9 protein-coding genes are annotated in these 14432 nt (G+C 69.2%); 4 read left to right on the top strand and 5 right to left on the bottom strand.

Annotation, left to right across the window (positions count from 1 at the left end):
* Positions 1-2 precede the first annotated feature (2 nt).
* Positions 3-563: a helix-turn-helix domain-containing protein gene (locus DB31_RS37160; protein WP_044197059.1), complete on the bottom strand. Its 561-nt coding sequence runs from the start codon at positions 561-563 to the stop codon at positions 3-5.
* An 85-nt stretch (positions 564-648) separates the two neighbouring features.
* On the opposite strand from DB31_RS37160, the gene DB31_RS37165 reads away from it, so the two are divergent.
* The 3 genes from DB31_RS37165 (at position 649) to DB31_RS45590 (ending at position 6255) form a co-directional block, all read left to right on the top strand.
* A complete protein-coding gene (locus DB31_RS37165) occupies positions 649-1374 on the top strand; it encodes an SDR family NAD(P)-dependent oxidoreductase (protein ID WP_044197061.1) in 726 nt (241 codons plus the stop codon).
* Positions 1371-2396: an S-adenosylmethionine:tRNA ribosyltransferase-isomerase gene (locus DB31_RS37170; protein ID WP_044197063.1), complete on the top strand. Its 1026-nt coding sequence runs from the start codon at positions 1371-1373 to the stop codon at positions 2394-2396. Before DB31_RS37165 ends, DB31_RS37170 begins: the two co-directional genes overlap by 4 nt.
* Positions 2397-2643: 247 nt before the next feature.
* The gene (locus tag DB31_RS45590; RefSeq protein ID WP_083969131.1) at positions 2644-6255 is read left to right on the top strand and encodes a DUF5011 domain-containing protein; all 3612 of its coding nucleotides are present in this window, start codon (positions 2644-2646) and stop codon (positions 6253-6255) included.
* Positions 6256-6341: 86 nt separating this feature from the next.
* Here the strand turns inward: DB31_RS45590 and DB31_RS37180 are convergent, their stop codons facing one another.
* The gene (locus tag DB31_RS37180) at positions 6342-7562 is read right to left on the bottom strand and encodes a zinc-dependent alcohol dehydrogenase (RefSeq protein WP_044197065.1); all 1221 of its coding nucleotides are present in this window, start codon (positions 7560-7562) and stop codon (positions 6342-6344) included.
* 148 nt (positions 7563-7710) lie between these two features.
* Positions 7711-9213, bottom strand: coding sequence for a Ppx/GppA phosphatase family protein (locus tag DB31_RS37185; protein WP_044197068.1), 1503 nt, complete (start codon positions 9211-9213; stop codon positions 7711-7713).
* Positions 9214-9325: 112 nt separating this feature from the next.
* Between DB31_RS37185 and ppk1 the strand changes: the two genes are divergently transcribed.
* The gene (gene ppk1 / locus DB31_RS37190; RefSeq protein ID WP_044197070.1) at positions 9326-11515 is read left to right on the top strand and encodes a polyphosphate kinase 1; all 2190 of its coding nucleotides are present in this window, start codon (positions 9326-9328) and stop codon (positions 11513-11515) included.
* A gap of 82 nt (positions 11516-11597) precedes the next feature.
* Here the strand turns inward: ppk1 and DB31_RS37195 are convergent, their stop codons facing one another.
* On the bottom strand, positions 11598-13112 hold the full coding sequence (locus DB31_RS37195; protein ID WP_052420550.1) for a PAN/Apple domain-containing protein: 1515 nt from the start codon (positions 13110-13112) through the stop codon (positions 11598-11600).
* A gap of 194 nt (positions 13113-13306) precedes the next feature.
* On the bottom strand, positions 13307-14431 hold the full coding sequence (locus DB31_RS37200; RefSeq protein WP_240487092.1) for a phospholipase D-like domain-containing protein: 1125 nt from the start codon (positions 14429-14431) through the stop codon (positions 13307-13309).
* Position 14432 lies beyond the last annotated feature (1 nt).

Genomic DNA, 14432 nt, shown 5'->3' on the forward strand with positions numbered 1-14432 from the left:
GCTCAGGTCAGCGGGGGCGCCAGCAGCACCACCGAGTAGCCCACCGCGGTCCGGTCCCCCGGGTTCTCGTACGAGTGCTTCTGGTCCCCCCGGAACACCACCACGTCCCCCGTCTGCAGCACGAAGCGCTCCCCGCTGGCCACCAGCGCCAGCTGCCCGGACTCGCAGGCCAGGTATTCGCGCGTGCCCGGCGTATGCGGCACTCCGGAGATGCGCGCCCGCGGCGGTAACTCCAGCCGGTCGAACTCCATCCCCGGCAGCGGATCCGGCAACAGCTTGCGCAGGAAGCCCGCTCCCCGCTGCCGCACCGGCAAGCTCTCGCGCGGGTAGTGCCGGGCATTGGCTCGGGGCCGGGCCACCAGCTCCTCCAGTGTCACCTGGAGGGCGCTCGCCACGCGGTGCAGCACGGCGAGGGTCGGGTTGCTCGCCCCGGACTCCAGGTGGGCCCACGTCGCCCGGGGGATGCCCGCAAGCTTCGACAGCTGGGCCTGCGTCGCCCCGCGCGCTTCCCGGAGCGCCTTGATGTTGCGCGCCAGCCATCCCGCCAGCTCCTCGTCGTTCATGAAGCAGCATTCTGCCAATCCATTGGCAAACCGGACGAAGAATCGGCCAGCCCCGTGTACCTCTCATGGCACAGGAGGAGACACGATGAAGCTCGAAGGCAAGGCAGTGCTGGTGACGGGGGCAAGCCGGGGACTGGGCGAGGCCCTCATGAAGCGCCTGGCGCGCAAGGGCGCCCGCGTGGTGGGCGTCTCTCGCAACGCCCAGGAGATGGAGGCCGTGGCGGCGGCCCTCCGCGCGGAGGGCCATGTGGCTCATGCGCTCGCATACGACGTGGGGGACAAGGAGGCCATCTACCCGCTGGTGGGCGCGGCCTCGGCGCTGGTGGGGCCCCTCGACGTGCTGGTGCACAATGCCAGCACGCTCGGGCCCACGCCCCTGCCGCTGCTGCTCGACACCGCCTGCGAGGACCTCTCGAAGGTGCTCGAGGTGAACCTCGTGGGGCCCTTCCGGCTCACCAAGGCGGTGGCCGGCGCCATGGCCATGCGCGGCAGCGGGGTGGTGGTGCACCTCAGCTCGGACGCGGCTGTGTCCGCTTACCCGCGCTGGGGCGCGTACTCCGTCTCGAAGCTGGCCTTGGAGCACCTGGGCCGCATCTGGGCCGCCGAGCTGGAGGGCACCGGTGTCCGCTTCTTCAACGTGGACCCGGGTGAGATGGACACGAAGATGCACGCCGACGCCATTCCGGATGCGGACCGCGCCACGCTCTCGCGCCCGGACGATGTGGCTGCCCGGCTCCTCGGGCTGCTGGAGCGCGCCGAGAACGTTCCCTCAGGCAGCCGCCTCGAGGCAGCCCGGCTGGAGGCGGCATGAACCCCGCACACTGGCCTCGTGAGCACCCCGAGGCAAACCGCCTGCTGCACGTCTCCCCGTCCTCTGGACGCATCTCGGACCGGCGCGTGGAGCACCTCCCGGAGTTGCTGCGCTCCGGAGACCTCCTGGTGGTGAACGACGCCGCCACCCTCCCAAGCTCCCTGCACGGCCTCACCGTGGCGGGGGGCCCCATTGAGCTGCGGCTGCTCGCGAGGGAAGAGGAGGGCACCTGGACGGCGGTGCTCTTCGGCGCGGGCGACTGGCGGATGCGCACCGAGGATCGGCCTGCGCCTCCCTTGCTCACCGTGGGAACGCAGCTCGTGCTGGGCACGTTGAAGGCGTGCGTAGTGGAGGTGCTCCCGCCTTCGCCTCGCCTGCTCCGCGTGGCCTTCGAGGCCCAGGGCGCCGAGCTGTGGGCCGGCCTCTACCGCTCGGGCAAGCCCGTCCAGTACTCCTATCTCTCGGGACCGCTCGCGCTCTGGCACATCCAGACCGCCTACGCCGCCCGGCCCTGGGCCGCCGAAGCCCCCTCCGCCGGACTGCCCCTCACCTGGGCGCTGCTGCTCGAGCTCCGGCGCCGGGGCGTGCGCTTCGCCTCGCTCACCCACGCCGCTGGGCTGTCCTCCACCGGAGACGCCGCGCTCGACGCCGCGCTGCCTCGTCCAGAGCGCTTCGAGCTTCCCGCCTCCACCGTGGAAGCCATCCACGCCACGCGCGCCTCGGGAGGCCGCGTGGTCGCCGTGGGCACCACCGTGGTGCGAGCGCTCGAGGGACGTGCCGCTCAGGCCGGTGGAAGGCTCACGGCTGGCGAGGGCGTGACGGATCTGCTCATGGGGCCAGGCTTCATCCCCAAGGTCGTGAGTGGACTCCTGACGGGTGTGCACGAGCCTGCGACAAGTCACTACATGCTCCTCCAGGCCTTTGCGCCGCTCGCATTGCTCCGCGAGGCCGCCCAAATCGCGGAAAAACGCGGTTACCTGGGCCACGAGTTCGGCGATTCGTGCCTGATCCTGGACGCCTGAGGCGGGATGCCAGGCGGCTGGAGTCACGCTTCGCGCCCTCCGTGTGGCGCACAAACCCTTAAAATCACTCGGAATCAATCGGAAGGAGGCAGGCGAGGGGCCTGAAATCCGATTTTTGTCGGACCGTGGTGTTGTAAAGGTTTAGCCAGGCTTGACGGGATTTCGGGTTTGATGCATAAATAACGTAACTTTAGCGGGTGGCTGGAATTCCCCTTCGAGCCTCTCGCTTTCGCCCCGGAGTCACCCCATGAGCCGGAACCCCCTGAGCAGAGCGGCGATGTTGGTGGTCACGCTGGCAGTGATGGCGTGCGGTCAGGAGTCGCAGCAAGCGGCCTCGGAGGCGGCCGCCCCGACGACTCGTCAGGATGAACTCGCCCAGTTCAAGGCGCTGATCCTGGCGCGCACCGTGGCGGGTGGCACGGAGAGCGTGGAGTACCAGGCCGCGAAGAACATGGGCTTTCCGGTGACGCTGGCCTCGGACGAGCAGTGGGCGGGAATGACGGCGGAGCAGTTCGCCGAGTACCGCGTCATCATCCTGGGCGATGCCAACTGCGCCAGCCTGAACGTGGCGTCCGCGGCGCTGGCCAACCGCCACGTGTGGGGCCCGGTCATCAACGGCAACGTGCTGATCGCCGGCACGGCGCCGGTGGCCAACGGGGCGACGTCGGTGACGGAGCAGGCCATCCAGTTCGCCGCGTACTCGCCCGGCCAGACGGGCCTGTACCTGTCCCTGAGCTGCTACTACCAGAACGCGGCTCCCGAGACGCACGTGGAGTTGCTGGAGTCGTTCGGCGAGTTCTCGGTGCAGGGCGGTGGCTGCCACGCCAGCGCGCATGTCGTCGGCGAGCACCCGGCGCTTGCGAATGTGACGGACGCTGCCATGTCCAACTGGCCCTGCTCGGTGAACGCGCAGTTCGACCGCTTCCCGAAGGCCAACTTCGCGCCCCTGTCCGTGGCCGAGTACTCGGAGAGCTCGCGTGGCTCCGCTCCGGTGCACGAGTTCACGGATGGCCGGATGGGCGCTCCCTACATTCTGGCGCGCGGCGTGAACCTGCTGGGCTGTGGCAACTACGAGCAGGAGGTGGGTGAGGAGTGCGACTACGGCTACGAGTCCAACGGCCTGGCTGGTTCGGAGTGCTCCGCGACGTGCCAGCTGAACTGGTGCGGTGACGGCATCGTGAATCCGGGCGAGGACTGCGACCTGGGCTCGGAGAACGGCCAGGGCGTCTGCCCGCGCTCCTGCCGGACCATTCCCGCGCCGCCCCCGCCGCCTCCGCCCACGAACCGTCCCCCGGTGGCCCGCTGCCGCCCGGTGCACCTGAGCGCCGGCCCGTCCTGCGGTGGCGTGGGTGCCTCCATCAACGACGGCTCCTTCGACCCGGATGACAACCTGGTGGGCTGCGTGCAGAGCGCGACGGCGTTCGAGGTGGGCTCCACCCAGGCCACGCTGACGTGCACGGACGCGGGCGGGCAGGTGTCCTCCTGCACGGCTCTGGTGAACGTGGTGGATGACAGCGCCCCGAGCATCTCCTGCCCGGCAGCGAGCTCCTTCGAGTGCGGCACGGCCCAGGCGGCGGTGCTCCCCGCCCACGCGAACGACAACTGCGTGGCTCCCTTCGTGACGCACACCCTGCAGGGCGAGGGCTACACGCTGGGCACGCCGCGCACGGTGCGCTGGCTGGCGAGCGACGGTACCAACGAGGCGACGTGCTCCACCTCCATCACCATGGTGGACACGCTGGCCCCGAGCCTCACGCTGCGCGGTGCGGCGCAGCAGCAGCTGGAGTGCGGCGTGGGCAGCTACAGCGAGGCGGGCTACACGGCGAGCGACCTGTGCGCCGGGAACCTGGTGGACAGCGTCTCGGTGTCCAGCACGGTGAACGCCAAGGCGGTGGGCACCTACGGGGTGAGCTACCGGGTGGTGGATGGCGCGGGCCAGGAGGCCACGGCGTCCCGCTCGGTGAAGGTGGTGGACACGCTGGCCCCGGTCCTCTCGCTGGTGGGTGCGCAGTCCCTGAAGCTGGAGTGCGGCGTGGACGGCTTCACCCACGCGGGCGCCACGGCGGTGGATGCGTGCTCCGGCACCCTGACGGACGCCATCACCTACAGCGGCACGGTGGACACGAAGGCGGTGGGCAACTACAGCGTGACGGCGCGCGTGGTGGACGGCGCGGGCCTGGCGGCCACGGCGGTGCGCTCGGTCGAGGTGGCGGACACGAAGGCTCCGGTCCTCTCGCTGGTGGGTGCGCAGTCCATGCAGGTGGAGTGCGGTGGCAGCTTCACCAACCCGGGCGCCACGGCGACGGACGCGTGCTCCGGCCCCCTGACGGGCGCCATCACCTACAGCAGCACGGTGAACACGGCGGCGGTGGGGAGCTACAACGTGACGGCGCGCGTGGTGGACGGTGCCGGCCTGGAGTCCACGGCGGTGCGCACGGTGGCGGTGGCGGACACGAAGGCCCCGGTCGTCACCCTCTCGGGCGCCAGCCTGGTGAACGTGGAGTGCGGCGTGGGCAGCTACACGGAGGCGGGCGCCTCGGCCACCGACGTGTGCACCGGTGACGTGAGCAACCGGCTGAGCATCAGCGGCACGGTAAACACGGCGGCCCGCGGCACGTACACGAAGACCTACAGCGTGACGGACGTCTCCGGCAACCAGGCCTCGGCCACCCGCACGGTGAAGGTGAACGACACGCTGGCCCCGAGCATCGCCCTGGTGGGTGCGCAGTCCCTGAAGCTGGAGTGCGGCGTGGACAGCTTCACCAACCCGGGCGCCACGGCGGTGGATGCGTGCGCTGGCAACCTGACGGGCGCCATCGCCTACAGCGGCGCGGTGAACACGGCGGTGGTGGGCAACTACACGGTGAACGCCAGCGTGGCGGACGCGGTGGGCCTGTCGGCCACGGCGGTGCGCTCGGTGCAGGTGGCGGACACGAAGGCCCCGGTCATCACGCTCAACGGCGCCAGCGCGATGACGCTGGAGTGCGGCGTGGGCACCTACACGGAGCAGAGCGCCACGGCGGCGGACGCGTGCACGGGCAACGTGACCAGCCGGCTGAACATCACCGGCACGGTGAACACGGCGGTCCGCGGCACGTACACGAAGAACTACAGCGTGACGGATGTGTCCGGCAACGTGGCCACGGCGACGCGCACGGTGACGGTGAACGACACGCTGGCCCCGACGGTGACGCTGGCAGGCTCGGCCACCATGTCCCTCCAGGTGGGCAGCGCCTACGTGGAGCCGGGCTCCTCGGCCACGGACTCCTGCTCCGGGACCCTGACCGTCACCAAGACGGGCACGGTGAACACGGCAGTGCCCGGTACCTACACGCTGACCTACACGGCGCGCGATGCGGCGGGCCTGAGCGCCTCCAAGACGCGCACGGTGACGGTGGTGGGCAACACCTGCAACACCACCATCACGGTGAAGCCGACCCAGCAGATCTGGCCGCCGAACCACAACTACCAGACGTTCACCCTGTCTGACTGCGCCGCCGTGACGACCAACTGCGGCCCCGATGATGACGGTGGCTGCGGCCACGGTGGCTCGGCCATCGATGAGATGGGCAAGATCCTCTCCATCTACAGCGACGAGGTGGAGGATGCGAATGGCAACGGCGACGGCAAGACGGACGACGACATCGTCATCACCGGCCCGAGCAGCTTCAAGCTGCGCGCCGAGCGCCAGGGCAAGGGCAACGGCCGCATCTACGGCGTGCGCTTCAAGGTGACGGACACCTCCGGTACCATCAAGACGGCCACCTGCAAGTTCGTGGTGCCGCACGACCAGTCGGACCGCCAGGGCATCGATGACGGCGCCGCCGCGGGCTACACGGTGAACGCCCCGAACTGGTAGTCAGTCAGCGCTGAGCGCGTCTCTCGCGCCAGACGCCCGGCAATCCCTCGGGGTTGCCGGGCGTCTTCATTTTCAGGGAGCGGGGCTCAGGTGAGCATGGGCGGCTCGAGCTCCACCTTGAGCCAGCCCGGCTTGCGCAGGTCGAAGTTGCGGTAGGCGTCGATGGCGCTCGTGATGGACTCCACGCGCGAGAGGATGGCGGTGGGGTCCACTTCTCCGGTGCGCACCAGCTCCAGCAGCTTGGGGATGTACTTGCGGTGGTTGCAGTTGCCCATCCGCAGGGTGAGGTTCTTGTTCATCGCCTCGCCGATGGGGAACGTGCGGGCCGTCTGCGGGTAGACGCCGATGATGGACAGCGTGCCTGCCTTGGCCAGGGCCTGCACGGCCCACAGCAGCGCCTGCGCGGGCGCGTCGCCGGGCACCCAGTTGCCGCCGTCCGGGTTCGTCTTGGGCGCCACCTCCTTCACCTCGCGCTTGAACTCGGCGGCCTCCTTCTTGGCCTCCTTGGCCGCGGGCCCATGGTGCGGGTGCATGGCGTCCACGCCCACCGCATCAATGGCCCGGTCCACGCCGATGCCGCCAGTGAGCCGGCGCAGCGTCTCCACGGGGTCCTCCTGCTCGAAGTGGATGATCTCGGCGCCCTGGGTCCGGGCCATTTCCAGCCGGTCCTCGAAGCAGTCGATGGCGAACACGCGGCCGGCGCCCAGCAGCTTGGCGCTCACGATGGCGAACTGGCCCACCGGCCCGCAGCCGAACACGGCCACGGTGTCGCCGGGTTTGATCTCCGCCAGCTCCGCGCCGAAGTAGCCCGTGGGGAAGATGTCCGACACGAGGATGGCCTGCTCATCCGTGACGCCCTCGGGGATGCGCACCAGGCCTACGTGGGCGAACGGCACGCGCACCTTCTCCGCCTGCATGCCGTGGAAGGGCCCGGTCATCATCGGGCCGCCGAAGAAGGCGGTGCCCGCCAGCGGGCCCTGGGGGTTGGCCTCGTTGCACTGTGCGTAGTAGCCGGAGCGGCAGTACACGCAGCTTCCGCACGCGATGGTGGAGGGGATGACGACGCGATCTCCCACGGAGAAGTTGCGCACGTCCTCGCCCAGCTCCTCGATGTAGCCGACGCCCTCGTGGCCGAGGATGGTGCCCGGCTTCATGCCCGGCAGGGTGCCGCGAATCATGTGCAGGTCCGTGCCGCAGATGGCACTGGCACTCAGGCGCACGATGGCGTCCGTGGGCTTCTCAATCCTGGGCTCCTCGACGTCATCGAGCCGGATGTCCCCGATTCCATGGAAAACGACGGCTTTCATCGCGCGCGACTCCTTCCCCAGTAGGGCGCTGTGGTGCGAAGGGCCTCGTCCACACGGCGAGTCCCTGCGCCTTGGAGCGTGGCCATCCACGGAAGGAGGGGCAAAGCGCGGAGCCGCCCTCTCTGGAGGGCAGGGAGGGGAGCGGGCGCTAGCGGCTGACGTGGAAGAAGAGCCGCTTGCCGAAGACGCTGCGGAAGTTGTTCGTCTGCCGCTCCGCGTTCCACAGCTCCAGGTCCAGCGGCTGCTTGGTGCGCAGGTGGAGCGTGACACCCTCGCGGCCCTGGGAGGCCTTGAGCTCCTTGATGGCCTGCTGGTGGCTGTGGTCCAGCGCGTTGGCCACGCGCAGCAGGGTGGCGAGCTTGCGCACCGTGCGCGCCTCGGAGGGGAGCAGCCCCTCCATCCCGGAGTGCCTCAAGTCGGGCGCGCTGCGGCGGTGGTAGCGGGCCACGCGGGCCACCAGCTCGCGCTCGCGCTCGGAGAGGCCGGGGAGGTCCGCGTGGTGGATGAGGTAGTACGTGTGCTTGTGGTGGCGCTCGTAGTTCACCGCGAGGCCGATGTCGTGCAGCAACGCGGCTACTTCGAGGTAGGGCCGGGTGGACAGCGGCAGCTGGTGCAGCGCCGCGAGCTGATCGAAGAGGGTGAGCGCGAGCCGGGCCACCTGACGCGCGTGCTTCTCGTCGAAGTAGAAGCGCTGGCCGATGGCGAGCACCGCGTCCGTGAGGCTGGAGTCATCCCTCGAGGTGTCCTGCCGGTAGAGCAGGTCCACGAGCAGGCCATCGCGCAGGCCGCGGTTGACGGCGGCCACCGCGTCCACGCCCAGGTGCTTCACCACGCCCTCGAGGATGATGGCGCCGGAGACGATGATGTCCGCGCGGCGCGGATCAAAGCGCTTGCGGCGGCGCTCGGGAGGCATCTCCGCCAGGGTCTCCACGGCGTGGGAGAGCTGCCGCGCGGAGGCGATGCCCGCGTTGTCGCTGGCGGCGAAGGACACCACGGCGTTGATGGTGCCAGAGGAGCCGAGCGCCACGCGGGGCAGCCGGGGGAGCTTCTCCGGGAGCGTCTTGCGGACCACCTCGGCCACGAAGCTGCGGATGAGTCGCAGCTGCTTGGGCGTCAGGGTGCGCGAGGCGTTGAACACCTCGGTGAGCCGCACGGCACCGAGCGCGAGGCTCCAGAGGTTGTCGGGCTTCTCGCCGGTGGCGGTGGCGACCTCGGTGGAGCCGCCGCCAATGTCCACGAGCAGGGAGCGGGTGCTGGGCGGCTTGCGGTGGAGCACGCCCAGGCAGATGAGGCGCGCCTCCTCCTTGCCGCTCACCACTTCGAGATCCAATCCCGCCTCTTCGCGCACGCGGCGGACGATCTCGGCACTGTTGCGGGCTTCGCGGAGGGCGCTGGTGGCCACGGCGCGGACGCGGGCCTTGTGGCGGCGGCACAAGGCGGCGTAGCGGCGCAGGGTGGACAGCAGCCGGTCCGCGGTCTCGCGCGGCATGGAGCCGGTGGCGAAGACGCCCTCTCCGGGGCGGATGGGGTCTCGCTCCTGGTGGAGCGTCTCGAGCGCTCCATCGGGGTCGGGCCGGGCGAGCTCCAGCCGGACGGCATTGGTACCCACGTCGATGGCGGCGAGGACGGGCGGAAGGGCAGGGGAGGGCATGGCCGAGGGGAGCAGTGTAGCGTTTCGAACCCTGGTGTACGGAATTCATGCCAGGGGGGAGGTCAAAGTAGGCTCTATCGTGACATCCCCGTGACGTGACGTGGGGGGTTCCATGCAAGAGTCTGGCACCGTGGATCTCAACGACCCCCAGCTCTTCATCAACCGCGAGCTGTCCTGGCTCGCTTTCAACGCGCGGGTGCTCGCGGACGTGAAGGACGTGAGCCTGCCGATTTACGAGCGGCTGAAGTTCTTCGCCATCACCACCTCGAACCTGGACGAGTTCTTCATGGTTCGGGTGGCGGGCCTGAAGCAGCAGCTGGCCAGCGGGGTGGCGGAGACGGCGGCGGACGGCATGCTGCCGGCGGATCAGCTGGCGGCCATCAGCGATCGCGTGCACGCCATGGTGGATGATGTGTACCGGGTGTGGCGGGAGGAGCTGCTGCCGAAGCTGGCCTCGCACGGGGTGGCGGTGCTGACGCGGGACAAGCTGACGGCGGAGCAGAAGGCGGCGGCGAAAACGTACTTCACCTCTTCGGTGTTCCCGGCGCTGACGCCGCTGGCGGTGGATCCGGGGCACCCGTTCCCGCACCTGCGGAACAAGTCGCTGAACGTGGCGGTGCTGCTGCGGCGCGAGGGCCCCAAGCGCAAGCGCAACGTGCGGGAGACATCGCTGGCGGTGGTGCAGGTGCCGAGCGTGCTCAGCCGTCTGGTGTCGCTGCCGCCGCTGCAGGGGACGATGTTGGCGGTGCTGCCGCTGGAGGAGCTGATCTCCCTGTGCGCGGCGGACCTGTTCCCTGGGTACGCGGTGGAGCAGACGGCGTCCTTCCGCGTGACGCGCAACTGGGACTTGAACGTGGACGAGGAGGAGAGCGCGGACTTGCTCTCCACCATCCAGGAGGAGCTGCGGCGGCGGGACCGTGGCGCGGCGGTGCGGCTGGAGCTGGATGCGGCGGCGAGCGCGGAGCTGGAGACGGCGCTGACAGCGGCGCTGAAGCTGGGGACGCCGGACGTGTATCGCCTGCAGGGGCCGCTGCAGCCGTCGGATCTGATGATGCTGACGGACCTGGACGCGCGGCCGGAGCTGCGGGTGGAGCCGTTCGTGCCGGCGGTGCCTCCGGCGCTGCGGGACGAAGATCCGGTGATGAGCGTCATCGCCAAGCGGGACATCCTGCTGCACCACCCCTACGAGTCGTTTGATCCGGTGGTGCGGTTCCTGGAGGAGGCGGCGGAGGATCCGAACGTCCTGGCCATCAAGCAGACGCTGTACAGGACGAGCGGAGACAGTCCGATTGCGCGGGCGCTGACGCGGGCGGTGGAGAACGGCAAGCAGGTGGCGGTGCTGGTGGAGATCAAGGCGCGGCTGGACGAGGCGAACAACATCGCCTGGGCGCGGCGGATGGAGGAGAGCGGAGTGCACGTGGTCTACGGGCTGATTGGCCTGAAGACGCACTGCAAGGTGGCGCTGGTGGTGCGGCGCGAGGGCAACGGCATCCGGCGGTACGTGCACTTGGGGACGGGGAACTACAACCCGACGACGGCGCGGCAATACACGGACCTGTCGCTGTTCACGGCGCGGCAGGAGATTGCCGAGGATGTGACGGCGCTGTTCAACATGCTGACGGGGTACTCGACGGCGCCGCAGTGGAAGCGGCTGTCAGTGGCGCCGGTGGGGTTGCAGGAGAAGGTGCTGGGGCTGATCCAGCGGGAGACGGAGAAGGCGAAGAAGGGGGAGTCGGCGCGGATCGTGGCGAAGATGAACTCGCTGGTGGACGCGAGCGTCATCAAGGCGCTGTACGCGGCGAGCCAGGCGGGGGTGAAGATCGAGCTGTTGGTGCGCGGCATCTGCTGCCTGCGGCCTGGGGTGCCGGGGGTGAGCGAGAACATCCGGGTGACGAGCGTGGTGGATCGCTTCCTGGAGCACAGCCGGGTGTTCGCGTTCGGGGAGGGGGCGCAGACGGAGGTGTGGGCGTCGAGCGCGGACTGGATGCCGCGGAACTTCGTGCGGCGCATCGAGACGATGTTCCCAGTGGAGGACCCGGCGTTGCGCCAGCGGCTGTTGGACGAGGTGCTGGGGGTGGGGCTGAAGGACAACGTGAAGGCGCGGCGGCTTCAGCGGGACGGCTCGTACGTGCCGGTGGGGCAGGAGGGAGCGCCGGTGCGCAGCCAGGTGGTGTTGCTGGAGCTGGCGCGGCGGGTGGTGGACCCGAAGCCCATCGAGTCGCTGATCCGGCACGCGGCGGCACCGGAGCTGCCCGCCGAGACGCTGCGCTCGCCCACGGCGCCGGTGCCTCCGGCGTCGTGAGAGGCACTGTACCGGGGCCTGGGGAGATCTACCGGGGGCCCAGGCGAGGGAGGGGGGCTTCACCCCTCCCCACGCCGGAGTGCTACTCCTTGACGCCGGAGATGAAGTTGCTGGCCTCAACCGCAGGGTATGCATGCTCCTTCAGAAAGCACGCGGACGTACTGGGGACGTACGTGTAAGCGCGGCACCGTTGCTGGTTAGCGCAGGCGACCTGGCATTCCTCGACACCACTATGTGTCGTGATCTGGCCGTAGTCCCCGCCCCTGCGATCCTTGCCGGATTCCTGGGTGAAGGTGACGCTGCAAGTTGGCGTCATGGACGCCTCGAAGGTCTTGGTGGAGGACAACCCCAGCGCGTTGCTAACCTTGATCTTGATAGTGGGCACTGTGCCGGGCAACGTGCAAGCGGGCGCGGTCCAGATCACTTCACTCTCCAGGGCGCTCTCCGAGGGGGGCGACAACGTGCCTGCGGATTCCTTCCAGTGGAAGGAGAGGGAACTGCCCTGGGGATCCTGCGCGCGCACCCGGAAGACGATGGTTCCTCCAGGAGCCACGTTTCGGAGGGACTGGAAGGTCTCTACCACCTCGGGCGGCAACTGCACGGCCGGCCTGGGCCCCACGCAGAGGGTGAGCGTGCCCGTGGCCGTGCCCTCACGGCCATCGTTCGCGGTCACTGTGAGAGAGCAGGGCTCGCAGGTGTTTCCGCCCGAAGTCATGGTGGGCGTGAAGGTGGCCGGGTTCGAGGTCTCCTGTGACCAGGTGCCTTCGCACGAGGCGCTCCATCTATAGGTGAGAGCGTCACCATCCTGGTCGCTGGCCATCGCCGTCAGCGTGGTGCTCTCACCCACCTCGACCACGGTGAAATCGGCGGAGACGTTCGTCACGCGGGGCCAGTTGTTGACCGAGATGTCGACCTCGGCCGCTCCGGTGGCGCTTCGGACCTGTATGGAGAAGGTCACCACCGTCTTGGCACCCTTGGAGTCCGTGACGGTCAGGGTCAGAGAAACGGAGCCGGTCTCCGCGGGCGCCGTCCACTGGGTGGAGGTGGAAGAGGGCGACTCAAAAGTCCCCGCGAGCGCCGTCCACGCATAGGTGAGGCTGTCGCCCGGGTTCGCGTCCGACGCGGCGGCGGTCAGCGTGAGGGTGTCTCCCGGCGTCACGGAGGCCGAGTTCGCCACGAGCGAGGTAATGACGGGGGCCGCGTTCTCGAAGGGGGGCGTCGGTGACAACTCCTGGAGCGCCAGCATGAGGATGGTGGTTTGCCCCTCCTCGATGGAGATGTCCGGGGCCAAGCCTGCATACAACCGGGTGCCAGTCGAGTCGAAAGCGGTCGCCTTGAAGGTCCGCCCCTGGCCTACGGGCAGCTCGCCCAGGATGCCTCCCCAATGGTTGCCCGTCTTCACGAGCATTTCGGTCCGGGGTTGCATGTCCGGAGCACTGACCTCTACCTCGACCTGGGCGATGTCCGCCATGGAGACTGCTTGTTGGAGGCTCGCCAGCAGTTGCGCCCTGCCGGCGGGGGGTTGCATCTGGCAGCCCGTTACAGCAGCGCACATCAACAGTGAGAGTCCCAGGAGCCACTTGTCGTGAATGGCCATTGTTCTTCCTTCCCTTGCGTGAGAGGAGCCAGGTGTTCGCGTTGGTCAGGGAGGGGCTCTTGGCCCCCCTGACGCCGCGAACTCTCTGACGAAGGTCCCTGCTGACGCTGTGAGGCGGCTCGCTCCGCGCTCATGAACTCGTTCACTGCGCCTGCGGCCGTGTCGCCAGCGGGGAAGGTCTTTCGGTGTCGCCGCTACCGCCGGTGCCGCCGTCCGATGAAGTTCGCGAAGCCCTCCGCGAGGCGCGCTCCAGCCAGCCCCAGGATGTCCAGCAGCCACGCCTGCAGCCCTGTGCGTGCGCAGTCTTCCAGGAAGATGGCCCGCGCCGTCTTCAGGTGCTTGTCCAGCCACGCCGTGGCTTGCGCCGCCACCCTCTCGTCCTCCACGTCCACCAGCGTCTCCAGGTTCACCATCGACAGGGGATCCAGGTTGAAGCTGCCCACCAGCAGCCGCCTCCCGTCCACCACCGCCGCCTTCGCGTGCAGCGTGGAGTCCATCCACTCGTGGATGTGCACCCCACGTTTCAAGAAGTACCGGTACAGCCGCATCGTCGCCGCCCGAGCGAACGGCACGTCACTGCGGCCCGTGAGCAGCAGGTGCACCGACACGCCCCGCTTCGCCGCTTTCGTCAGCGCCCGCATGAAGCCCTGATCCGGCAGGAAGTACGCGTGCGCCAGCACCACCGTGTGCTTCGCCTGCTTCAGCGCCTGCAGGTAGCGCTTCCGCAGCCGCCCTCCACCGCCAAATCCCGATAGCAGCACCCGCACCGGCCCCGAGGTTAGCTCCACTCGGCCCGCCTGCAGCTTCGCCCCCAGCTGCACGCAGATGTCCCCGCGCAACTCCAGCACCAGGTCCGCCCACCCCGGATTGCCCTCCGAGCCTCGGTACTCGTCGCCGATGTTCACTCCGCCGATGAAGGCCACCTGCTCGTCCACCAGCAGAATCTTCCGGTGGTTGCGCCACGCCCGGCCCGTGAAGATCGACGTCAGCGGGTTGTAGATGCGCACCTTCGCCCCGGCCGCCCGCAGCGTCGCCCGCAGCGGGCCGCTCTCGCCGATGCTGCCCCAGCCATCGACGATGACCTTCACCTCCACGCCTCGCAGTGCCGCCGCCGTGAGCGCCGCCAGGAACAGCGAGCCCACCCCCTCGCGCTCGAAGGTGTAGACCTCCAGGTGCACCCGCCGCGTGGCCGCCTCGATGGCCGCCAGCATGCGCGGATACGCCTCGGCGCCGCCGTCCAGCAGCGTCACCGGGTCGCCAGCGCCCTCTGCTCTGGGGCTAGGCGCGGGCACCACCGTGAGTGAAGGTTCAGGGGACAAG

It is taken from the genome of Hyalangium minutum, from assembly GCF_000737315.1.
Taxonomy (GTDB): Bacteria; Myxococcota; Myxococcia; order Myxococcales; family Myxococcaceae; genus Hyalangium; species Hyalangium minutum.